General features: G+C 73.6%; 15 protein-coding genes and 1 pseudogene. 6 read left to right on the forward strand and 10 right to left on the reverse strand.

Annotated features, from left to right (window positions below):
- Window positions 1–14 precede the first annotated feature (14 nt).
- From EWH70_RS00775 to EWH70_RS00805, 7 genes and pseudogenes are all read right to left on the reverse strand, one after another.
- A pseudogene (locus EWH70_RS00775) lies at window positions 15–500 on the reverse strand (YbhB/YbcL family Raf kinase inhibitor-like protein); the annotation flags it as partial.
- 138 nt (window positions 501–638) lie between these two features.
- Window positions 639–1,445: a pentapeptide repeat-containing protein gene (locus tag EWH70_RS00780; RefSeq protein ID WP_130473234.1), complete on the reverse strand. Its 807-nt coding sequence runs from the start codon at window positions 1,443–1,445 to the stop codon at window positions 639–641.
- Between the two features lie 72 nt (window positions 1,446–1,517).
- The gene (locus EWH70_RS00785; RefSeq protein ID WP_240686720.1) at window positions 1,518–3,578 is read right to left on the reverse strand and encodes a PQQ-dependent sugar dehydrogenase; all 2,061 of its coding nucleotides are present in this window, start codon (window positions 3,576–3,578) and stop codon (window positions 1,518–1,520) included.
- A 138-nt stretch (window positions 3,579–3,716) separates the two neighbouring features.
- A complete protein-coding gene (locus EWH70_RS00790; RefSeq protein WP_130473236.1) occupies window positions 3,717–4,670 on the reverse strand; it encodes a prenyltransferase/squalene oxidase repeat-containing protein in 954 nt (317 codons plus the stop codon).
- Complete coding sequence (locus EWH70_RS00795) at window positions 4,667–5,356, reverse strand: class I SAM-dependent methyltransferase (protein ID WP_130473237.1); 690 nt, start codon at window positions 5,354–5,356, stop codon at window positions 4,667–4,669. The genes EWH70_RS00790 and EWH70_RS00795 overlap by 4 nt, the downstream gene beginning before the upstream one ends.
- Complete coding sequence (locus tag EWH70_RS00800) at window positions 5,350–6,561, reverse strand: glycosyltransferase family 4 protein (RefSeq protein ID WP_130473238.1); 1,212 nt, start codon at window positions 6,559–6,561, stop codon at window positions 5,350–5,352. The genes EWH70_RS00795 and EWH70_RS00800 overlap by 7 nt, the downstream gene beginning before the upstream one ends.
- A 3-nt stretch (window positions 6,562–6,564) precedes the next feature.
- Window positions 6,565–9,003 (reverse strand): tetratricopeptide repeat protein, encoded by a 2,439-nt coding sequence (locus EWH70_RS00805; RefSeq protein ID WP_130473239.1) that lies wholly within the window; start codon window positions 9,001–9,003, stop codon window positions 6,565–6,567.
- Between the two features lie 22 nt (window positions 9,004–9,025).
- Here EWH70_RS00805 and EWH70_RS00810 point away from each other — a divergent pair, with 22 nt between their 5' ends.
- Window positions 9,026–9,934 (forward strand): alpha/beta hydrolase family protein, encoded by a 909-nt coding sequence (locus tag EWH70_RS00810; protein ID WP_130473240.1) that lies wholly within the window; start codon window positions 9,026–9,028, stop codon window positions 9,932–9,934.
- A gap of 96 nt (window positions 9,935–10,030) precedes the next feature.
- Here the strand turns inward: EWH70_RS00810 and EWH70_RS00815 are convergent, their stop codons facing one another.
- From EWH70_RS00815 to EWH70_RS00825, 3 genes are read right to left on the reverse strand one after another with little or no spacing between them, the layout of a single operon-like run.
- Window positions 10,031–10,468, reverse strand: coding sequence for a PPOX class F420-dependent oxidoreductase (locus EWH70_RS00815; protein WP_130473241.1), 438 nt, complete (start codon window positions 10,466–10,468; stop codon window positions 10,031–10,033).
- Window positions 10,469–10,477: 9 nt separating this feature from the next.
- Window positions 10,478–12,454, reverse strand: a complete 1,977-nt coding sequence (locus EWH70_RS00820; protein ID WP_130473242.1) for a tetratricopeptide repeat protein — start codon at window positions 12,452–12,454, stop codon at window positions 10,478–10,480.
- On the reverse strand, window positions 12,444–13,652 hold the full coding sequence (locus tag EWH70_RS00825; protein WP_130473243.1) for a hypothetical protein: 1,209 nt from the start codon (window positions 13,650–13,652) through the stop codon (window positions 12,444–12,446). Before EWH70_RS00825 ends, EWH70_RS00820 begins: the two co-directional genes overlap by 11 nt.
- A gap of 318 nt (window positions 13,653–13,970) precedes the next feature.
- Here EWH70_RS00825 and EWH70_RS00830 point away from each other — a divergent pair, with 318 nt between their 5' ends.
- From EWH70_RS00830 to gap, 5 genes are all read left to right on the forward strand, one after another.
- Window positions 13,971–15,449, forward strand: a complete 1,479-nt coding sequence (locus tag EWH70_RS00830) for a hypothetical protein (protein WP_130473244.1) — start codon at window positions 13,971–13,973, stop codon at window positions 15,447–15,449.
- Window positions 15,446–16,243 carry a hypothetical protein gene (locus EWH70_RS00835; protein ID WP_130473245.1) on the forward strand — a complete coding sequence of 266 codons (798 nt, stop codon included), beginning with the start codon at window positions 15,446–15,448 and terminating at the stop codon, window positions 16,241–16,243. The genes EWH70_RS00830 and EWH70_RS00835 overlap by 4 nt, the downstream gene beginning before the upstream one ends.
- A gap of 9 nt (window positions 16,244–16,252) precedes the next feature.
- Entirely contained in the window at window positions 16,253–20,674 is a 4,422-nt protein-coding gene (locus tag EWH70_RS00840) for a coiled-coil domain-containing protein (RefSeq protein WP_130473246.1), read from the forward strand.
- Between the two features lie 10 nt (window positions 20,675–20,684).
- Window positions 20,685–21,872 (forward strand): winged helix DNA-binding domain-containing protein, encoded by a 1,188-nt coding sequence (locus EWH70_RS00845; protein WP_130473247.1) that lies wholly within the window; start codon window positions 20,685–20,687, stop codon window positions 21,870–21,872.
- A gap of 154 nt (window positions 21,873–22,026) precedes the next feature.
- A complete protein-coding gene (gene gap / locus EWH70_RS00850; protein ID WP_130473248.1) occupies window positions 22,027–23,031 on the forward strand; it encodes a type I glyceraldehyde-3-phosphate dehydrogenase in 1,005 nt (334 codons plus the stop codon).
- Window positions 23,032–23,035: the final 4 nt, after the last annotated feature.

A 23,035-nucleotide genomic window follows, 5' to 3' on the forward strand; every position in this document is an offset into this window, starting at 1 on the left:
CGTGCTTGCGCCGCTCAGGTACGGGCGTTGGAACGGCCGCGCAGCACCGTGTTCGCCGAGGCGGCCTTCTTGATCGCGCTCTCGATCTGCGCCATCGACGAACCCGGCGACAGGCCGGGCACCGTGGCCGACGTCAGCGCGTAGAGCGTGAACGTGTACGGGTTGGTCGAGCCACCGGGACAGGGGCCGAAGAACTTGCGTGAGTTGGCGCCGCTGCCCATGGCCTTCTGCTTGGCGCCGCCCTGACCGGGCACGGTGTAGCCGGCGCCGAGGTTCTCCGGCAGCGACGTCGCCGCGGCCGGGATGTCCCAGATCGCCCAGTGCAGCTTGTTGCCGCCGTTCTTGCGGTCGGCGAACACGATGGCGTACGCCTTGGCGCCGTCGGCGGGCGTCCACGCCAGCGGGGGCGACGGGTCCTGGCCCGCCTTGCCGTCGCCGGCGCAGGTGTACTTCGCCGGGATCATGGCGTTGTCGGCGAACGCCGTGCTGGACAACGTGAACGGCGGAGCCGCGTGCGCGACGCCGGTGAGCGTCGCCAGGACCGTGCCGGCGACGACTGCGGAGAAGCGGAATGCCACGTCGAATCCTCCTGGGAGGTCACGCGGCGGAAGGGCGGGAACGTCCCGGCCCGGTGGGAATCACACCGTCGTAGACGATTTCCTGTCAAGGGCACACCAGTGGTCCGGGCGGTCGAGGTGCGCAGGCAGCCGGGTCTTCCCGTCCCCGCGTGCCGCGGCGATCTGCGGCCGCGTCAGGAAGAACGCCGTGCTCAGGTCGGCGCCCCGCAGGTCCGCGCCGCGCAGGTCGGCCCCGATCAGGTCCGCCTCACGCAGGTCGGCACCGCGCAGGTCGGCGCCGATGAGGTAGGCGCCGCGCAGGCTCGCGCCACGCAGGTCGGCCCGCCGCAGCCGGGCGCCCATCAGGTCGGCACCCCGGTGGTCCGGACCACGGTGGTGCGCCCGCATCCGCTCGCTGACCCGCAGCAGCACGGCGTTGACCCTGTCCCGGTGCGCCGCGACGTCGGCGTCGCGCTCGCCGGCCAGCTCCCGGGTCCGCGCCAGCAGCGCATCCACCTCGCCACGCAGCGGCCGTGCGGCGGGCAGGGTGCGTGACTCGGCCAGGTACCACAGCAGTTCGTGCAGCTGCCGGACGCCGCGGAACACCTCCAGCATCTCCGGCGTCGTCCGCCAGTCGGTGCTGGCGAACCGTTCCTGGGTGACGTACTGGCCCGCGCCGAAACAGTCGTAGGCCATGCAGCCGGGGAAACCGCGCTCACGCAGCTCGGAGTGGATACCGCAGCCGAAGTCGGCGCCCAGGTTCGGGCACGGCGTGCCTGCGTCCTTGTCGATGGCGAAGTCGGCCGAGCGGCTCAGCGGCAGCGCGACACAGCACAGGCCCGCGCACCGGGAGCAGTCGGCACGCAGGTCGGCCAGGACGGGAAGCACCCGCCAATGGTAGGCGGCGGTTGGAGTGCGGCTGGGGTGGCCCGCCGCCTTCGCCACCCCAGCCGCGGCCTGTCACGACGCCCTGGCGCCGCCCGAGTACACGATGTCGATGTGCAGGACCCGGTCGTTGTTCGGACTGCCGTCCTTGTCCGCCGACGTGGTCAGCCAGATGTCGCCGTCCCGGTCCACCTCGACCGTGCGCAGCCGCCCGTAGGTGCCCTGGAAGTAGACCTTCTGCTCGACCAGGCCGGCGTTGGCGTCGATCCGCATCCGGTACACCCGCTCGCCACGGGTGGTGGCGACGAAGACGTGGTCGTTGATGATCGTCAGCCCGCTCGGCGACGCCGACGCGGTCGACCACGTCTTCTTCGGCGGGATGGTCCCGCCGCAGCTGCCCGAGGTTCCCTCGCAGCCCGGCCAGCCGTAGTTGCCGCCGCGGGTGATCAGGTTGACCTCGTCGGTGCTGCTGTTGCCGAACTCCGAGGCCCACAGCCTGCCCTGCGAATCGAAGTCCAGGCCCTGGACGTTGCGGTGCCCGTAGCTCCAGATCGCCTTGCCGGGGAACGGGTTGTCCGCCGGGATGGAGCCGTCCGGGTTGAGCCGCAGGATCTTTCCGGCGTTGTTGTTGAGGTTCTGCGCGTTGCTGCCGTTCTGCGCGTCGCCGGTGGAGACGAACAGGTGCCTGCCGTCCGGGCTGAACCGCAGCCTGCCGCCGTTGTGGAACCGGTTCTTCGGCACGCCGGACAGCAGCGTCTGCCAGCCGGTGAGCTGGTTGCCGGACAGCCTGGCGCGCACGAGCTGATTGCCGCCGCTCGCCGTGTGGTAGACGTACACGAGGCCGTCGGTGGCGAAGTTCGGCGACACCTCCAGCCCCATGACACCGCCCTCACCGCCGGTGCCCTGCGCGCCGGGAACCTTGCCCAGCGCGGTGCGCTGGCCGGACTCGGTGAGCCGGTAGACGTTGAACGTCTCCCGCTCGGTGACCAGTGCCGACCCGTCGGGCAGGAACGCGACGCCCCACGGCACGTCGGTGCCGCCGAGGATCTGCCGTACCGCGCCCGGGTCGGGTACCCCGCCCGGCCCGCCTGCCGACGGTGTCGCGGTGACCTCGTTGCTCGGCCCGGACACGTTGCCCGCCGCGTCGCGGGCCCGCAGCGTGAACCGGTACTGCCTGCCGGTCTCCAGCCCGGCCACCGTGGTGCTGGTGGCCGCACCGTCGGCGGTGCCGCTGGGCGCGCCGTCGCGGAGGATGTCGTAGCCGGTCACCTTCACGTTGTCGGTGGACGCCGTCCAGGCCAGGTCGACGGTGGTGGCCGTGGTGCCGGTGACCCGCAGCGCGCCCGGCACGGTCGGCGCCTGGTTGTCCGGCGGGGCCGGATCGGTGGTCACCGTGACCGGGTTGCTGGCCTGCGAGACGTTGCCGGCCGCGTCCTTGGCGAACACCGTCCAGGTGTACTCGGTGGCGGCGTCCAGGCCGTCGACCGTGGTGGCCAGCGTGGCGCCGTCGACCGACTTCATCAGCTGGCCGTGCTGGTAGACGTCGTATCCGGTGACGCCGACGTTGTCGGCGGCCGCGTCCCAGGCCAGCGACGTGCTGTTGTGGGTCTTGCCGGTGGAGCGCAGGTTCGCGGGCGGGCGGGGTGCCTCGGCGTCGGTGCTGGCGACGGTGAGCTTGTCGACGTTGGGGCCGCCGTTGGCGGTGACCGCGGTGGCGCGGATCTTCGCTCCGGCCGCGACCGTGGCGCGGACGGTGACCGTGCGCCAGGTGGTCCAGGCGCCGGTGCCGGGGAAGGCGAGGTCGTCGGCGACCAGTGTGCCGTTCACCGTCACGTCCATGGCGCGGTTGGCGGTCGTGCCGTTGGCGAACCGGAACGTCAGGTCGGTGGGCCCGGAGGCGCCGGACGGAACGGTCCATTCGACGTAGCTGCCCGCCACGTTGTCGTAGTTGACGAAGCCGCGCCCGGTGTAGCCGGTGTGGTTGGACTCGACGAGGCCCTGGCTGACGGTGGCGTCCTCGGCCTCGTAGTCGGCGGACGCGAGGGGCGCCGCCTGGGCCGGCACGGCGAGGGCGAGCAGGGTGGCAGCCGCGGTGGTCACGGCCGTGGCCGTGTACCGGTGGGGACGGGGTGACACGGGTCCTCCTGTGTCGGGGATGGGGAGGGGGAGGGGGACGCGGCGGCTGACGGGTTCAATTAGTTAGGAAAGTTTCCTGTCCGAGACTCAGATCACACACCCGGATCGGCCGGGTGTCAACACCCTTGCTGTAAGCGCTTACCCAACTGGTCCAGTCCGTGGGCCCCCGGCCGGGCCGAAGACGGCCAGCGTGGCCGGGTCGCCGGCCAGTGCGGCCCGCGCCAGCAGCATCGCGCCGGCCGTCCACGTGGTGCGTTCGTCGGGCCAGAGCGCGTCGTCGGCGAACTGGTAGCCGGTCCAGTACGAGCCGTCGTCGTGCCGCAGCCGCGCGCCGATGTCGGCCAGCAGGCGTGCCGCCCGCGCCCGCTCACCGCGGGCGGCCAGGGTGAGTGCCAGCTCGGCGGTCTCGCCGCCGGTGACCCACGGTTGGTGGTGCACGCAGCGCACGCCCAGGCCCGGCACCACGAACCGGTCCCAGCCGTCGGCCAGCCTGGCCGTCGCCGCGCCGCCGGTGATCACGGACGTCAGCACCGGGTAGTACCAGTCCATGGCATGCGGCTTGGGCAGGAACGCGTCCGGCCTGCCGGTCAGGGCGGCCCGCAGCCCGGCCGCCGCCCGCGCCCACCGGTCGTGCCCGCCGGCCAGTTCCTGGCCGTGCCGCAGCGCGTGGGCGATGCTGCTGCAGCCGGTGACCAGCGCGTCGGCCGAGTCCTCCCGCCACCGGATGGCGCCGTCCGGGCGGCGCAGGCTCAGCACGTAGTCCAGCGCGCCCTCCACGACCGGCCACAGTCGCCTGGCGAACCCGGTGTCGCCGGTGGCGAGCAGGTGGTGCCGGACGCCGACGGCGACGTAGGCCGTGACGTTGCTGTCGCCGACCCGTTCGGCGTCCGCGCCGTAGCCGGCGAACCACGAGCCGTCGGCGTTCTGGACGGCGGCGAGCCAGTCGTAGGCGGCCGCCGCCTGCTCGGTCAGGCCGGCGACGGTCAGCCCCATCGCCGCCTCAACGTGGTTCCATGGGTCCAGCGGACCGCCCGGGTACCACGGGATCGCGCCGTCGGTGCGTTGTGCCGCAGCGATCCAGCCCGCCGTCACGGTTTGCGGGCGTAGACGACGACGCTCTTGCCCAGCACCGGGTTCAGTGCCCGCTCGGCGATCCGGACCGGCTTGGGCCCGCGCAGGATGTCCCAGCAGAGGAACTGGTGGTACCGGCGGACCAGGACGTGCTCGTCGTCCAGCCCGACGGCGGCCTTCAGCCACCAGAACGGCGCGTGCAGCGCGTGGGCGTGGTGACTGCTCACCGTGACCAGCCCGGCTGTCCGCAGCAGCCGGAGGAGTTGCCCGCGGCGGTAGATGCGCACGTGCCCGCCCTCGACCCGGTGGTACTCCTCGGACAGTGCCCAGCAGATCCGCTCCGGCCACCACCGCGGCACCGTCGCGGCCAGCAGCCCGCCGGGCCGCAGCACCCGCACCGCCTCGGCGAGCAGCCCGCGGTCGTCCGGGATGTGCTCCAGCACCTCGGCGACGATCACCCGGTCGAACGTGGCGTCGGCGAACGGCAACGCGAACCCGTCGGCCCGCACCGGCGCCGCCCTGCCGTGCCCGGGCATCCCGCCGAGCAGGTCGCGGACGTGCTTCAGGTCGGTCTCGTCGACGTCCACCGCGACGACGTCGGCGCCACGCCGGTAAGCCTCGGCCGCGTGCCGCCCGGCGCCGCAGCCCAGATCCAGCACCCGGTCGCCCGGCCCCACCGGGAACCGGCCGAAGTCGACGGTCAGCACACCGGCACCCGCTCCCTCGGCGCGAGCAGGTCGCGGTAGTGCCGCACGGTGTCCTCCGCGGTGCGTCGCCAGCTGAACCCGGCCGCTCTGGCCAGCCCGGCGGCCCGCAGCCGCCTGCGCAGCCCGGCCTCGGTCAGCACGGTCACCAGCGCGCCGGCCAGTGCCCGCGGATCACCGGGCGGGACCAGCATGCCAGCCTCGCCGACGACCTCCGGCAGCGCGCCGCCGGTCGTCGCCACCACCGGCGTCCCGGCGGCCATCGCCTCGACCGCGGGCAGGCAGAAGCCCTCGAACAGCGACGGCACACAGGCGACCTCGGCACTGGACACCAGTGCGGCCAGCTCGGCCTCGGTCAGGCCGTGGACGAAGCGGCCGTCGCCGGCCAGGCGGGCGACCGGGCCGTCCGGCTTCGGCTTGCCCACCACGATCAGCTCGGCACCCGGACAGGCCTGCCGCACCGCGGGCATGGCGGCCAGCAGGTGCCGCAGGCCCTTGAGCGGTTCGTCGGCGCTGGCGGTCGTCACGATCCGCCCGGGCACGGTCGTCCCGGTGGGCGCGAACCCGTGCGGGGCAAGGGGAACCACCCGGGTGCGGGCCGGTTCGACGCCCATCTCGGCGGTCAGCGCGGCGCGGGACGCCTCGGACACGGTCAGCAGCAGCGGAAGCCGCCGGGCCACCCGGTGCTGCATGGTCAGGAAGCCGTACCAGCGAAGGATTCCGGCATGCCCGGACTCGGCGTCGGCCAGGGCGAGCCGCCGGTCGACCGCGATGGGATGGTGCACGGTCGCCACCACCGGCAGCCCGCAGGCGAGCAGGCCGTAGCCCAGTCCCTGGTTGTCGTGCACGATGTCGAACTGCCCGCGGCGGCGGCGCAGCTGCCAGGCCGCGCGCAGGGAGAACGCCAGCGGCTCGGGGAATCCGCCCCGGCGCATCCCTGCGAACTCCACCCAGTCCGGCAGCGTGCGCAGCTCCCGCAGCGCCGGCGTGCGGAACGGGTTCGGCTCGGCGAACAGGTCCAGCCCGGGCAGCCGGGTCAGCGGCACGCCCGGGTCGAGATCGGGGTAGGGCGGCCCGGAGATCACCTCGACCCGGTGGCCGAGTGCGGTCAGTTCCCGGCTGAGGTGCCGGACGTAGACGCCCTGCCCGCCGGAACGCGGGTTGCCGCGGTAGGTGAGCAGCGCGATCCGCAGCGGCTGCCCGCTCACCGGTCAGTCTCGCCAGTGCTCGAGCTGCTCGCGGATCTTGCGGGTGGTCGGATGCCGCTCGCCGAGGACCCGGAGTGCTTCGGGCAGCAGTTCCTCCCACGCGGCGACGGCCTCGCCGGTGCCGCCCGCCCGCGCGAGATCGAGTGCCAGCGTGAACCTGGCGTGCAGCTGGTCATTCAGCGACCCCGTGCGGATCGGGAGCCGCGTCGCGAGCTCGTCGAGTCCGGGGGGGGGGTGCGCCATTTGGCGCCCCCAGAACACCAGGTTCTCGTCGATCTTGCCGACGAGATCGTGGTCGGCACCCAGCCGCTCACACACCTCGGGGCGCAGCGCGGTGAACCGCGCGACCGCGTCGTCGACGTCGCCGCAGCCGCCGATCGCGATGGCGAGCATGTGCCGGGCGAGCAGGGTCTCCTCATGGCCGGGTCCGAGCCGGGCGGTGGCGAACTCGACCAGGTCGGTGAACTCGGCCCTGGCCTGCTGGTGCCGGTCGAGCATGAGCAACTGGAACGCGGCGTTGTTGCGCAGGCTGGCCTCCTCCGGGGCGGAGACGGGAGCGGCGAGCAGTTCGGCGAACAGCCGCCGGGCGTGCTCGGCGTCGCCCGCCTTGCCGGTGGCGGTCGCGTGCCGCGCCCGGCAGACCCGGGTCAGCGGGTGCTCGCGGCCCAGCTCGTACTCTGCGCGCCGCGCCCAGGCCGTCCAGCGTTCCCGGTTCTCCACCGGGATGTCCGAGGGTCTGGTCTCCAGGCTCGTGACCGCCTCGGCGTGCCGTCCGGCCCGCCAGAGGTGTTCCGCCTCGTGGGCGTCGGCGTAGTCCTGCTCCGGTCCGTGCCCGTCACGCTCGGCCACGGGTGCCACCTCCCTCAGCGCGTCGGCGATCGCGGCGTGGACTTCGGCTCCGGCTCCCCGCGGGTGGCGCGCCCGTGCCGACTCGGCCGGGGTGCCGGGCTCCCGCCGGATCGCGTTGCCGTGCGCGAGCTGGTCGTGGATCCGGCTGCGGCCCGACGGCCCGCCCAGCCTGGCGGAGGCCGCGGTCAGGACCCGCAGCGGCAGGAACACCCCGGGCGGCACCGCCTCCAGGACCCGAGGTACGACCGGCAGGCCTTCGCGCGGGAGCGGAGGGTACGGTCGTGGGCCGGGCGGCGCCGGCCGGCCGAGTCCCGCCCCGGCCATCCATACCGTCGGCGTCCGGACCACGGTCCAGCCGGGCGGTGGGTCGTCGGTCGTGACGACCACCCGGACGCCCGGGTTCTCGCCGGCCAGCCGCTCCAGTTCGGCCAGCAGCCAGGACCGGGTCCGTGCCGCCAGCGTGTCGGCGCCCCCGACGGCGATGCGGACCGGCTGGGACGGCAGCCGGCTCAGCGGCCCGGCGATCTCCCTGTCGAACGGTTCGGCGGTGGAATCGACCGTGCTCCCGGCGAACCCGGGCACGGTGTGCCGTAGTTGCCGTCGCAGCTCGCGCACCGCCGCGTCGACGGTGTCGGACCCGGCGAGGAACAACGCGGCCTGCAGCAGCTGCGGCGGTACGTGCTGGGGCGCGGCCTGCGGCCAGGCCAGCGCGGCCAGCAGCTCGCGCGCCCGGTCACCGGTCACCGCGATCAGGCATGCCGGGCCGTACAGCGCGCTGAGCACCTCGCCCAGCTCCGGGCCGGGCTCGTAGGCGCGGGCCGCCTTCTCCACCGGCACCGCCACCGGGCTGCCCCACAGCGGGGAGCGGCGCACGACATCGGCGGTGTTGTAGGCCAGCCACAGGCCCTCGTCCCCGTCGGCGACCTGCCGCACACCGTCGAACGCCAGGTGCAGCGCGGTCTGGTCCGGGCAGGCCTGCGCCACCACCCGCTTCAGGTCCGGCGCCCGTAGCCGCTGACCCAGTTCCGCCTGGCCTGCCCGCAGCGTCCTGGCGAGCGAACGGGAGAAGCAGCCGTCGGCGGCCGGCCGGTGGTCCGACGCCGTGAGCACCTCGAACCGCCGTCCGGCCTCGCCGACGATGCGGATCCACCGCGCCGCGGCCTGCTCGGCCCCGACCGCGGCGTGGCAGGTGTCCAGCAGCACCACCAATCCGTCCAGCATCGAGTACCGGCCCAGCAGCTCCTTGACCCGCTGGGCCAGCAGGAACCCGGTGCGGCTGCTCACCGGTTCGGTGGCGTCCCTGGGGAGGAAGTAGAAGTCGTCGTCCCGGTAGTCGCCGTGGCCGACCAGAGCCAGGAACAGCGTGGCCTCGTCCTCGTCGGCCCGTTCGAACGCCGTCGTGACCGCGTCGTCGAGTTCGACCGCGGTCGGGTCCACCACGAGGTCGCGGCCGTCGGGCAGGGCCGGGACGCAGCCGCCGATGTCCGGGTCGAGCAGCACGCCGGCCAGCTCGCGGGCGGTTTCGGGCAGGAACGACAGCAGGTTGCGCGTCGCGCACTGCGACGCGATCACGAGTGCCCTCCGCTCACCCACGGCGTCGACAATACTGTGCGTCGTGGCACGGATCGTTCTGGTACACGGCATCGCGCAGGAGCAGAAGTCGCCGGACTCCCTGGAGGCCGAGTGGCTGCCCAGCCTGGCGGGCGGCGTCCGGCTGGCGGGCAGGCCGGAGCTGGCCGACGCGTTGTGGCGCGACGGCAGGCCGGGGCCCGCGCGGATGGCGTTCTACGGCGACCTGTTCCTGCGGCGCGGCCAGCAGGGCGACGGTGACGAGCTGACCGCGGCGGAGTGGCCGTTCGCCGAGGCGCTGGCCCTGGAGTGGCTGAACCGCGCGGCCGCCGACGCCAGCCGGGAGCGCGACCGGGCCACGGCCGCACGGGAACTGGCGTTCCTGGCCGGGCCGGCAGGGGAGGAGCAGGGCGTGCGGGCCGCGCTGCGGCCGGTGCTCAACGCCCTGTCACGGCTGCGGCCGTTCGCCCGGTTCGGCGTGGCGCTCGCCGAGCGGGTGGTGGTCAAGGCGCTGCGGCAGGTCACGCTGTACCTCACCGACGAGGCGGTGCGCGAGGCCGTGCAGGAGCGCGTCGCCGAGCACGTCGGGCCGGACACCCAGGTGATCGTCGGGCACTCGCTGGGCTCGGTCGTCGCCTACGAGGCCGTGCACCGGCTGGGCCGTCCGCTGCCGCTGCTGGTCACGCTCGGCTCGCCGCTGGGCCTGCGTACGGTGGTCTACGAGCGCACCCGTCCGCAGCCGCCGGCGGTACCGCCGATGCTGGCCCGGTGGGTCAACCTCGCCGACCGTGACGACCTGGTCGCCGCCCGGCCCGATCTGACCGCCCTGTTCCCCGGCGCCGACGGCGTGCTGGAGTCCGGCTACACCGTCGACAACGGGGCCAAGCCCCACGAGGCCACGTTCTACCTGGCCAAGCGGGAGACCGGCGCCGCCGTCGCCGCGGCCCTGTCCTGACCGGGACGCCCACCCCGCCAACCGTCAAGGCACGTGAAGGCCACCTTCACCACGTCTCACGTAATGAAGGTGGCCTTCACGAGCTTGGGCCGCGCCTCAGTCGGCCACGCCGGCGTGGGCGATCACCCGGTCGATGCGGGCGCGCACCAGCAGTTCGCCCGGCACCGCGTTACGGGCGCCGAACTCCGCGGCCCGGTCCGCGCCCATGTAGCGCCCGCCGATGCGGGTGGCCCACTCGCGCATCAGGTCCATGTCCTCGGACAACGTCGCGGTGGCCAGGAACTGCACGTAGGAGAACGGCGGGCGGTCGTCGTCCACGCACACCGACAGCCGGGGATCACGCCGCAGCGCGCGGCCCTTCAGCGACGTCGCCCCGGTGTTGAAGATCAGCTCGTCACCGCCGGGGCCCTCGTTGAGCACGAACCAGATCGGGGTGACCCTCGGCCCGCCGTCGGAGTGGACGACCCCGAGCCGCCCCGTCCGGGTGCCTTCCGACGCGAACGCCCACCACTCGTCCCTGGTCATCTTCCGCATTGCGCGAACCTACCCAGCGGGCGCGTCACCGGCCACCCGGGACCTGGCGGCTCCGGCGTCGTGTCCCAGCCGCTCGCGGCAGTACGCCCGGCGGCGCAGCAGTTCGGCGCGGTCCTCCGGATCGCCCTCCAGCGCCACGGTGTAGTCCTCGATCGCCTCGGTGAACAGCCCGGCGTGCTGGCGGGCGAAGCCGCGGTTGCCACGCACCTCCGGATCGTCCTCGATGGACAGTGCCCGGTCCAGGTGACGCAGCGACTCGTCGACGTCGCCGCGCTCGAACGCGAGGACACCGAGATTGGCCCAGGCCGCGGCGAGCGTCTCGTCGCGGCGCAGGGCCTCCTCGAAGTCGCGCCGTGCCGCCGCTGGGTCGTCCGCGGACAGGGCGAGCAGGCCGCGCAGGCACAGCAGGTGGGCGTGGTCCGGGTCGAGGGACAGTCCCGACTCGACGTCCGCGGCGGCGGCGACGTGATCGCCCAGCTCGAACGAGGCGGCCGCCCGGTTGAGGTAGGCGTCGGGCGACGGGCGCAGTTCGATCGCGTACCCGAGGTCTTCGATCGCTCCGGCGTTGTCGCCGAGGTCGAGCCGCACCAGCGCCCGGTTGTAGTACGGCTCCGGGGACGGCGGGCCCGCTCGGCCGGCCGCCGTGTAGTCGGCCATGGCTTCGTCGTGGCGCCCCAGTCTGCGGTAGAGCGTTCCCCGGTCGACGAGGTAGTGCATGTGGTGCGGGTCGTCGGCCAGGACGGCGGTGTATTCGGCGACGGCCTCGGTCAGCTTGCCCATCCGGGCCAGCAGCTGCGCCCGGTTGGAGCGCAGGACCGAGCGCAGCAGCGGGTAGTCCCGCGGGGTCAGGGCGCCGAGATACTCCAGCGCGGCGTCGATCCTTCGCATGGCGGCGTCGTCGTCACCGAGATGCATGTCGACCAGCGCCAGCGCGTTGTCGGCGCAGGCGCGGTCGAACGGGCCCTGCCGCGGGTCGGGGTTCTGCCCGGCCAGCACGACGGCCAGGTTCCCCCATGCCTTGGCCGCGCGCAGATTCCGGACACTCCGGTTGCTGTACCGCGAGTGATACACGGCCCGGCTGGTCGCGGTGAGCGAGTGCAGACGCGGCATGGAGGACTCCGCGCAGGCGCCTTCCCAGACGTCGTCGGCCTCGTCGATCCGGCCCAGCATCGCCAGCGCGGCGGTGAGGTTCCGCGTCGCCAGCAGACACTTCTCCGGCATCGTGGCCCAGTCCACCAGCTTGCGGTAGCGCTGAGCGAGGTCGAGCAGCCCGTGCAGCAGGTCGTGCCGACGGCAGTGGGCCATGGCGTGTTCGAGCGCTTCGCGGGCGGCGCCGGGGTCGCTGCCGCGTTCGAGATGGAACGGGATGGCGCCGAGCCGCAACGACTCGTCGCCGCGGGCGGTGAGCTCCTTGGCGCGCTGGTCGTGCAGGCGCTCGCGGTCAGCCACCGGCAACGCCTCGTAGGCGGCACGCTGCCGCGGATCGGTGCTCGTGCAGTCACCCTCGACGTAGCGCACGGCCAGGTCGGCGGAGCCGGACTCCGCGCCGGTGTCCCCGTCGTGGACCACGATCCGAAGGTGCCGGGGATCGGCGCGGCGGGAGAGGATCGCCAGCCAGTCGGCGTCGGTACGGTCGGCGTGCGCGGCCCGCCGGATGATCAGCGACAGCGGCCCGCGGAGTCCGGCGGCGTACTCGCCGACGAACTCGGCGAGGCCGTGGCAGATCGACAGCGTGCGCTCGGCCGGGTACTGCCTGATCCGGCTTTCCACGGGCTCGTCCGCGGTCAGCGTCCGCCGGTGGCACCCGACCAGGCCGGCCAGGTCGGGTGCGGCGGTGACGATCTCGATGTCGTAGCGCCGGACGAGTTCGGGGTGGTGGGTCAGCGCATCGGGCACGATCGCCCGCATGAGGGCGCCCGCCGCGGTGAACGGCCCGCGCAGCCGCGCGTGGGCGTCGACATCGGCCAGCACAATGTCATCGGTCATGGGATGTCCCGGGGTTCGAGGTACGGCTACGGTGGGAGCGCACGGCGAGCAGGCCGGCGACAGCGGGCAGGAACAACGTGAGGGCGAGCGACCCGGCGGCGTCCCAGAGCCGGGCGGCCGGCACGGTGTCGTCCACGAGGGTCGACAACGCGGTGGAGGCGAACGTCCACAACACCGGCAGCACGACCGTGGCGAGCGCGACCGCCATCGCCAGGTAGCCGAGGACCATCAGCGGCGCGTACCACCGCGCGACCGACCGGTCGCGCGGATGCAGCAGGGACTCGTCGGTGGCCCTGCCCGGCCGGCCCACCGCGGTCCAGAACCGGTTGCGGAGCAGCACTTTCGCTGTCTCGTGGAGATCGGTGCAGCCGGTGACGGTGACGACGAGATAGTAGATGTCGGTGCGCAGGAAGACGAAGAACTGCCAGCCGAGGCCGAGCAGGGTGGAGAACGCCAGCGCGAGGCAGAGCCGGCCGGCCGTCGTCAGGGAGCCGTCCCCGGCACGCAGCAGGTAGGCGGCGACGGTGAGGGCCGCCGCCACGAGGACGTCGGCGAGCATTCCGGCCAGCAACGGGAGGTACCGCTGCCGCCGCGGGCGGACGGCCAGCCCGTCCAGGGTCGTCTCGAACACCACGAAGTAGAACCGCTGGCTCACCCGGATGCGTGACCCGACGCCGATGCGCCGTCCCGCGAGGAGGTGGAACAGCTCGTGCAGCAGGGCCCTGGGCACCTGACCGTAGGTGAAGGTGAGCTGGACGAGCAGGAGGTAGGACGAGAAGAACAGATGGTCGCGCTGCGGGACGAGCCGGGTGTCGGCGATACAGACCGCCACCGCGGCGACCAGGAGCAGGCCGTAACAGCACCACGCCACCGGCGAGAACAGGGCACGTCCCAGGCGCTGCCACCGGACCCCGCGCACCGGCGTGTCGCCTGCGTCCCTGACGAACCCCAGTTCCCGCAGCGTGGCGGTGAACTCCGCGATGTCGACGGTCTCCCCGAACCGCCGCTGGTACCAGTCACGAGCGTCGGCGACCGTGCGGCCGTTCTCCAGTTCGGCCAGCAACGCCGCGCCGTCCGCGGGGAACACCGCGCAGGTGCCGGTGTCCGCACGGCCGACCACCACCTCGCCGCCGTCGGCCAGATAGGTCAGCGGATGCAGGGCCAGCGGTTCGGTTTCGCCGGGTTCGGACGTCCCCACAGCTCATTCCTCCTCTGCGCCGGCCAGGTGGTGCCGGCAGGGGGGCCTGCCGGCACCGGTCGGGGCGTGCTCGGGTCACTGCCAGTACTGGCTCGTCGGGCGGATGGGCTCCGCCTTGCGAACGACGATCTTCTTCATGTCACCTCCCGTGCCGGTTCGTTCCTGACGGCCGGACGTGAACACTAAGATGTTGATCTTCAGTGTGGCTGGAGATTTTCGTCAGCCCGCTGGAGTCGGTGAGTGCCGAACACCCCCGGCGGGTGGTGCCCCCGCCCTGCCCGCGCGCCGACCGGGTGACGGCGGCTAACCTGGCTCGCTGTGCGTGCAGACGAGCTGATCGGCGGGGGACTCGCCGACGAGGGGCTGACCCGTCGGCTGAAGGCGCTCGCCTGCACGGCTCCGCTGCACGACCTCGACGCCCGCAAGGCGAAGCTGGACTGGGCCGACGCCACCGTCTATCAGATGGCCGAGGTCGCCCTGCACACCATCGACCAGGTCACCATCGCGATGGACTTCGACACCGGCGCCGACCACGGCGAGGTCATCCGCCGGGTCACGCCGTTCGTCGCCGCGCAGGCACCCGGCCGCGGCCCGGACGAGCACACCCAGGTCGCCCGCTGGGTGCTGGACAACCTGATCAACGTCGGCACCACCGACCGCGGCTTCCGCCGGGTCTACGGCAGTGTCGGCGCCGGCGGCGCCTACCAGCGCCGGGCGTTCGACTTCAAACTGCTGGTCGAGCTGGCCGCGCCGGACGGCGAGGTGTACCTGCGGGCCACCGACGAGGCCATCAACGTCCTGGTCGGGGCACTGGACACCGACGTCGAATCGGCCCAGATCGCGGCCGAGGTCAAGCTGGAGAACCTGATCAACCGCGGCCGCCTCGCCGACGCGAAGCTCGCCGCCGAGCAGGCCCGCTACCGCACCGTCCAGTACGGCGAGACGCTGCGGGCCAAGCTGGACGCCACCCGCCGCGACGTCCGGGCCGTCGACTGGGAGCGGGAGATCCCCGAGCTGCTCGACTCGGCGCTGTCGCACATCGAGTCCCGCTTCCGCTCCGAGACGGCGATCCTGCGCAACATCACCACCGCCCGCGACGAGGCCGAGGACGCCGACCGCAAGCGCCGCGCGGCCGAGTTGGTCGACATCGTCGGCGACTGCATCCGCAGGCACACCCAGCTGCAGGCCCGGCTGCAGGCGGCGGGCGCGGTGTTCCGCGCCGAGCAGGACCGCCAGCAGTTCTCCGGGCCACCGCAGCGTTCGGCCATCGACCTGTTCGGCCAGCTGCTCAACCCGACGCTGGGGCTTCCGCTCGCCGACGCGCTCGGCCCGGCGACGGCGTTCTTCCAGGCGGGCATCGGCGTGTCCGCGCCCACCGTGCCGTCGCTGCCCGCGCTGGTGTCGCTGCTGCTGCGGCCCGCGCCGGAACGCGACCAGCTGGTCGGCGAGGTCCCCGAACCGGAGCTGCTGCCCGCGGAGGAGACCGACCGCTACAGCGACGAGCAGTGGCGGCTGGCCGACGAGCTGCTGGACCTGCCCGAGGTGCCCCGGCGGCTGTCCGGCCTGATCGCCGAGGCTCGTCGCCTCGACCCGGTGCTGCCCCGGCTGGTCGCGCTGCGCGCCGTGCACGCCTACGGCTCCGAGGTCGGCGCCGCGCTGCGGCAGGGCGACCGGCAGCTGCTGGTCGCCGTCGACGACGGCACCGAGTTCACCGACGGCGAGTTCGGCGGGGCCGACCTGCTGCTCGCCACGGCCGCGCTGGACCGGCCGGACGACACAGGGGAGGGAGCGGCGTGAGCGCCACCAACGCCGACGCCGAGGCCGCGGCCCGGCTGATCTCGTTCGGCCTGCGGCCCAAGCAGATCCCGGCACGCGACGTCGTCTACGGCGACCTGGTCCGCCGCTACGGCGAGGACAGCGCGTTCAAACAGCTCACCAACGCCGTCGCCGCCGGGCTCGGGCTGATGGTGCTGGAGGTGAGCAGCCAGTCCGGCGCCGTGCTGGCCGCCACCGACGAGTCCGTGTTCGAGATCAAGATGGACTCCTACGCCCGGCAGAGCAAGATCCGCGAACGCCGCGACACCGAGAAGGTGCTGCACGGGCTGGTGCACCTGGCCGTCGCCGCGCTCGGCTTCCCCCGCCCGGACGACCTGGCCAACGACACCTACGTCGGCCGGGTCAACGTCGAGCAGGTCGACGCGATGGTCCGCGAGGCGTGCCGCATCCTCGACGAACGGGCCGCCGAGGCCGAGGCCAACAACGACCCGCTCGCCGACGCGCCGGAGCTGGAACAGGCCTGGCGTGCCTACGCCCGCCGCCCGTCCGCGGCGGCGACCAAGGACGGCAGGCTCTCCTCGGACACCACCAGGGGAATGGTCGCCAGGGCACTGCGTTTCCTCGCCGAGCAAGGATTCCTGGTGCACATGAGTGCCGAGCAGGGCGGCACCTACCGGACCACGCACCGCTACCAGGTGCAGGTGCGGGAACTGGCCGCGGACGCGGCGTTCGAGGAACTGCTGGCGCTGAACGTGGTGTCGGTGGCCGACGGCGCGGGCACGTTGCGCGCCGCCGCGCCGGATACGTTGCACTAGAGGGGACCCATGTACGAACTGTCGCGGGTGCGGCTGCACTCGGTCGGCCCGGCCGGCGCGCGCTACCAGGACGTCCTGCTCGACTTCAGCGGCGTCGGCCCGGTCATCACCGCGCCCCAGCAGGACGCGTTGTTCGCCGCCGGGGTGCACGCCGCCGGGCAGGGACCGCCGCGGCGGCCGTCTCCCGCCAGCGTGCTGTTCCTGGAAAACGGCGGCGGCAAGTCGGTGCTGATCAAGCTGATCTTCTCGGTGATGCTGCCCGGCCGCCGCCAGGTCGTCGGCACCACCAGCACCCGCGTGCTGGAGAAGTTCGTCGGCGCCAAGGACGTCGCGCACGTCGTGCTGGAGTGGCAGCACACCGGCACCGGCGAGCGGGTCATCACCGGCAAGGTCTCCGAGTGGCGCGGGCATGTCGTGTCCTCCGACCCGGCCAACCTCATCGACTCCTGGTACTGCTTCCGGCCCACGGCCGCGCTGGACCTGGAATCGCTGCCGCTGACCGTGGACGGCAGGCTGCTCACGATGTCGGGCTACCACGACAAGCTCGCCCAGGCGCACCTCGCCGAGCCGGAGCTGGAGCTGTCCTGGACCCGCAAGCACAGCGAGTGGACCGCCCGGCTGGACATGCTCGGCCTGGACACCGAGCTGTTCCGCTACCAGCGCGCCATGAACGCCGGCGAGGGCGAGGCCGCCGACGCGTTCGCGTTCAACACCGACGAGGCGTTCGTCGAGTTCCTGCTGCGGGCCGTGGTGTCCGAGGACGACCCCAGGGATCTCGCCGAGGTGTTGGCCACCTACGCGGACAACCTCGCCCAGCGCGGGGACCTGCTGGCGGAGAAGGACTTCGTCGCAGGCGCGCTGGACCTGCTCGGCCCGCTGGCCGACGAGGAGTCGATGGCCGCGGCCTCACGCAAGCTGGCCGAGGCCGCGAAGACCGACCTGCGCGCGTTCTCCGGCGAGGTCGCCGCCCGCGACAGGCTGGAGTCCGACCGCCTCGGCGGGCTGGAGGCCCACGTCGAGGAACTGGACCAGGCCGTGCGGCTGGCCGAGGGCGACCACCGCCGCCGCACCGCCGCGGTGACGGAGCTGCGCCGGATCGCCGCCGGCATGCGGCTGGAGGAGGCCGAGGCGGCGAAGCAGCGCGTCGACGCCGAGCTGGTGCGGGCCAAGGCCGAGGCGGAGGCCTGGCGGGAGACCGGCACCGTGCTGGCCCACCTCGGTGCCGCCCGGCGGGCGGCCGACCTGCGGGAGCTGGTCGGCGGCAGGGAACAGAAGGCGCGCCCGGCGCTGGAGGCCAAGCAGGCGGCCGCGACCGCGCTGGCCCGCGGGCTGCTGGAGCTTGCCGTGCGGGCGCAGGGCCAGGCTGAACGCGCCGAGCAGGCGTCGGCCGCCTGCCGCGCCGAGGCCGACCGGGCCCAGGCCGACCGGGACGAGGCGGCCACGCTCGCCGCGACCCGCCGCGCCGAGGCCGACGGCCTGAAGGCCAGGGTCGCCGAGGTGCGGGCCGAGATCTCCGAGGCGGTGGCCGCCGGACTGTTGCCGTCCGGTGCCGACGTCGGCGAGGCGGCCCGCACGGCCCGCGGGCAGGTCGAGGCCGCGGCCGAGGAACTGGCCGGCCGGGAGGCCGAGCTGGAACGGGTGGCCGAGCAGCACGCCGCCGCCCAGGCCTCCGTCAACGACGCGCACCGCGCCGCGGGGTCGGCCCGTGACCGCCACGAACGGCTCGCCGAGGACCTCGACCGCGCCCACCGCCGCACCGACAGCCTCGCCGCCGAACCGCGGCTGGTCGAGCTGCTGGGCAGTGGCGACGTCGCGCTGGAGACCGACGCGCCGGTGCTGACCGAGCGGCTCGCGCAGGCGCGGTCGGTCGCCGAGCGCGAGCAGACCTCGCTGCGGATGGAGGAGTCGGCCGACGAGCGCGCGCTGGCCGCGCTCGGTTCCGGGGGCCTGCTGCCGCCGCCGGAGGAGGTCCAGGCGGCACTGGACGTGCTGGAGGACGCCGGGATCACGGCGTGGTCCGGCTGGCGGTATCTGTCCACAGTGGACGCCAAGACGCGCGCGGGTGCGCTGGAGCGGGTACCGCACCTGGTCGCGGGCGTGCTGCTGAATGAGGACAGCCAGGTCACCAGGGCACGGGAGGTGCTGACCGAGCGGCGCCTGCTGCCCGGCGCGGCCATCGCCGTCGGCACCACGGCGGCCGTGCACGGCGACTCGGCCGCCCCCGGGGTCGAGTTCGTCGTCCCGCCCAACCCGGCCATGTACGACGAGGACGCCGCCGAGACCGAACGCGAGGAGATCCGCACCCGGCACGCCACCCGGCAGAAGCGGCTGGGCGAGCTGTCCGACGCCGTCGCCGCCGACACCGCGCTGTCCTGGAAGGTCGCCGCCTGGCGGGAGGACTACCCGCCGGGCAGCATCGCCGTGCTCGCCGAGCAGACCCAGCAGGCCCGCGCCGAGCGGGACCGCACCGAGGCCGCGCTCGCCGACGCCACGGCCGAACTGGAGCGGCTTGCCACGGCCCGGCGCACGCTGGGGGAGCGGATCCCCGCGCTGCGGACGGCGTTGCGCGAGGCCGAGGAGACCTCGCGCAGGCTCGACCAGCTCGCCGCCCGCGCCGCCCGGGTGGCCCAGTGGACCGAGGAGGCGGAGCGGGCCGCCGACGCGGTGGAGCGGGCCGAGGCACAGGCGGCGGAGGCCGCCGCCACCGCCGCGCGGCAGCGCGACCGGGCAGCCGAGGAGCAGCGCACCGCCGACGGGCACGCCCGCACGGTCAGTACCGCCCGCGCCGAACTGGCCGAGCTGCCCGGCGCGGCCGACGTCACCGAGGACATGCCCGCGCCGGACGAGCCGGTCGACGCGCTGCGCCGGGCCTACACCTCGGCCGCCGAGGCGTACGCGAAGGTGGAGGTCGGCAGCGATCTGCGGGCCGAGCTGGAACAGGCCGAGCTGGCCGAGTCGGCCGCGAGCACCGCCGTGGCAGCGCTGCCGGACGCCGTGCGGGCCCGGGCCACCGAGCTGCTGGACACCCCGGACGGCTCGGACGCCTCGGCCCGCGCCGCCGCGCAGGCCCGCGCGGGCCGGGTGCTCGCCGCCGTCGAGGAGGAACGCGCCGAGGTCATCGCGCTGGTGGCCACCCGCAAGGCCGAACGTGACCAGCTGCCGCCCGCGCCGGGTGCCGTCGACGTCACCGAGCGGCCCCGCGACCTCGACCACGCGCACGAGCTGATCGACGCCGCGGGCGCCGAGGCGTCGGCGGCCGCGCGGTCGTGGGAGGAGCTGAAGGAACGGCACGCCGAGGCCAAGCGGGCGCTGGAACAGGCGAGCCGGTCGGCGTCCGGGTTCGGCATGCTGGCCGAGGCCATGCCCGAGGGCGACGCGACGGCGGGCGCCTTCGACGGAGGGCTGGACCAGGCCAGGGCCCGGTACAACGCCCTGACCACCGCGCTGGAGACCGCGCAGCAGGCCGTCGACACCGCCGAGAAGCGGGTGCGCTCGGCCGCCGACGCGCTGGCCCAGTACGCCACCGAGAAGCGGTTCGAGAAGCTGGACACCCCGGTGCGCCAGCAGGTCGTGTCGGTGCGCCGGGACAGCCTGCCCGGCCACGCCGCCGAGTGGGCCGCCGCGCTGCGGCCCAGGCTGCGCTCGCTCACCGACGACCTCGACCAGATCGACCGGCACCGGTCCGGGATCATCACCCGGCTGCAGAGCATGGTCGACGGCGCGCTGCGCACGCTGCGCTCGGCGCAGCGGGTGTCCCGGCTGCCCGACGGGCTGGGGGACTGGTCGGGGCAGGAGTTCCTGCGGATCCGGTTCACCGAGCTGGAGGACGCGGCGCTGGCCGAGCGGCTGGGCGAGGTCGTCGACGAGGCGGCGGGCGGGCGGACCGCCGACGGCAGGGAGGTCAAGCGGGACGGCATGTCGCTGCTGCTGCGGTCGGTGCTGGCGGCGGTGCCGAAGGGCTTCCGGGTCGACATGCTCAAACCGGATTCGGTGCTGCGCACCGAGCGGCAGCGGGTGTCGGAGATCCGCGACGTGTTCTCCGGCGGCCAGCAGCTGACCGCGGCGATCATCCTGTACTGCACGCTGGCCGCCCTGCGGGCCAACAACCGCGGCCGGGTACGCACGCCGCACTCCGGCGTGCTGTTCCTGGACAACCCGATCGGCCGCGCGTCGGCGGGTTACCTGCTGGAGCTGCAGCGCGCGGTGGCCACCGCACTGGGCGTGCAGCTGGTGTACACGACGGGCCTGTTCGACGCGGGCGCGCTGTCGGAGTTCCCGCTCATCGTCCGGCTGCGCAACGACGCCGACCTGCGGGCGGGGCGCAAGTACCTGTCCGTCGACGCCACCATCCGCGCCGGGCTGGACGAGCTGGGCGACCCGGACGGCACGGCCCGCGTCTCGGCCACCCGCGTCTTCGCCCGCGAGTCGTAGCAACCGGGCCATGGCAGTGCGGGTGACGGTGGCGCAGCGGCGGGCGCGGCTGGGGGTACGGCACCGGCTGGCCACCCGGGCGGGCACACCGGAGGAGGTGGCCGGCGCGCTGGTCGCCCTGCACGCCACCGACCCGGCCACGGTGTACCTCTCGACGGCCGCGCGCCTGCGGGAACCGAGCGTGGCCGAGGTGGAGCGGGCGCTCTACGACGACCGCACGCTGCTGCGGATGCTGTGCATGCGGCGCACCATGTTCGTCCTGCCGGTCGCCGTCGCCGCGCGGGCCCAGGCCGGTGCCGCTCTCGACGTCGAACGCAAGCAGCGCACGCTGCTCATCAGTCACCTGTCCAGCCAGGGCCACCCGGACAACGTGCCCGGCGCCGCGGAGTGGCTGGCCGAGACCGAGGAGGCCACCCTCCGCGCGCTGCGGGCCAGGGGCCAGGCGACCGGCGCGGAGCTGTCCGCCGAGGTTCCGCGGCTGCGCCAGCAGCTGATCATGGCGAAGGGCAAGCCCTACGAGGCCATCGGCAACGTCACCAGCCGCGTGCTCTACCTGCTCGGCCTGCGCGGCCGGATCGTGCGCGGACGGCCGCGCGGCTCGTGGCTGTCCAGCCAGTACCACTGGGCCACCCTGGACACCTGGCTGCCCGGCGGGCTGCCCGAACTGGACCCCGTCACCGCGCGGACCGAGCTGGCCCGGCACTGGCTGACCTCGTTCGGACCCGCGCCGGTGTCCGACCTGCGCTGGTGGACCGGCTGGACGGCCGCCCAGACCAAGCAGGCGCTGGCCGCTCTGGACCTGGCCGAGGCCGACCTCGACGGCGAGCCCGGCGTGCTGCTCGCCGGCGACACCGAACCCGTCCCGGAGCCCGAGCCGTGGGTGGCGCTGCTGCCCGCCCTGGACCCGACGCCGATGGGCTGGCAGCGGCGCGACTGGTTCCTCGACGGCCACCAGGCCGCACTGTTCGACCGCAGCGGCAACGCCGGGCCGACGGTGTGGGCCGACGGCCGGGTCGTCGGCGGCTGGGCCCAGCGTGCCGACGGCGAAGTCGTGACGAGAATCCTGTCCGACGTCGGCGCCGAGGTCACCCGAGCGGTCGAGGCCGAGGCCGCGCGGCTGACCGCCTGGCTCGGCGAGGTCAGGGTGACCCCGCGCTTTCGCACCCCGCTGGAGAAGGAACTCTCGGGAAACCCCTGAAAACACTGGGCGTCTTGATCGATTCTTGACCCGGGACCTGGGGTGATGGAAGTCTCCTCGGGGCAACGGAAAGGCCCAGTCCGCCCAACGCTAGGGTTGGGTCACCCGCAAGTTCCCCGGTGCAGCCGGGTCGAGCCGCAGAGGAGTGGCAGCAGTGACGGTTCGCGTAGGTGTGAACGGCTTCGGTCGGATCGGCCGCAACTTCTTCCGGGCCGTGCAGGCCGGCGGTCACGACATCGAGGTTGTCGCGTTCAACGACCTCGGCGACGTCAGCACCATGGCCCACCTGCTCAAGTACGACAGCATCCTCGGACGCTTCCCGGAGGAGGTCAGCGTCAGCGACGAGGGCATCGTCGTGGGCGGCAAGACCATCAAGGCCCTCGCCGAGAAGGACCCGGCCAACCTGCCGTGGGGCGACCTGGGCGTGGACGTCGTCGTGGAGTCCACCGGCTTCTTCACCAACGCCGACGCCGCGAAGGCCCACGTGGCCGGTGGCGCCAAGAAGGTCATCATCTCCGCCCCGGCCAAGGGCGAGGACCTGACCGTGGTGCTGGGCGTCAACGACGACAAGTACGACGGGTCGCAGACGATCATCTCCAACGCCTCCTGCACCACCAACTGCCTCGGCCCGCTGGCGAAGGTGCTGCACGAGAACTGGGGCATCGAGCAGGGCCTGATGACCACCATCCACGCCTACACGCAGGACCAGAACCTGCAGGACGCGCCGCACAAGGACATGCGCCGCGCCCGCGCCGCCGCGCTGAACATCGTCCCCACCTCGACCGGCGCCGCCAAGGCGATCGGCCTGGTGCTGCCCGAGCTCAACGGCAAGCTGGACGGCTACGCGCTGCGGGTTCCGGTGCCGACCGGCTCGACCACCGACCTGACCGTCACGCTGTCCAAGGCCGCGACGCTGGACGAGATCAACGCCGCCTACCGCGCCGCCGCCGACGGCCCGCTCAACGGCATCCTGCGCTACAGCGACGAGCCGATCGTGTCCGCCGACATCGTCACCGACCCGGCGTCGTGCATCTACGACGCACCGCTGACCAAGGTCATCGGCAACCAGGTCAAGGTCGTCGGCTGGTACGACAACGAGTGGGGCTACTCCAACCGCCTCGCCGACCTGGTCAAGCTCGTCGGCGGCAAGCTGTCCTGATCAT

This window comes from Amycolatopsis suaedae (genome assembly GCF_004214935.1).
Lineage (GTDB): Bacteria > Actinomycetota > Actinomycetes > Mycobacteriales > Pseudonocardiaceae > Amycolatopsis > Amycolatopsis suaedae.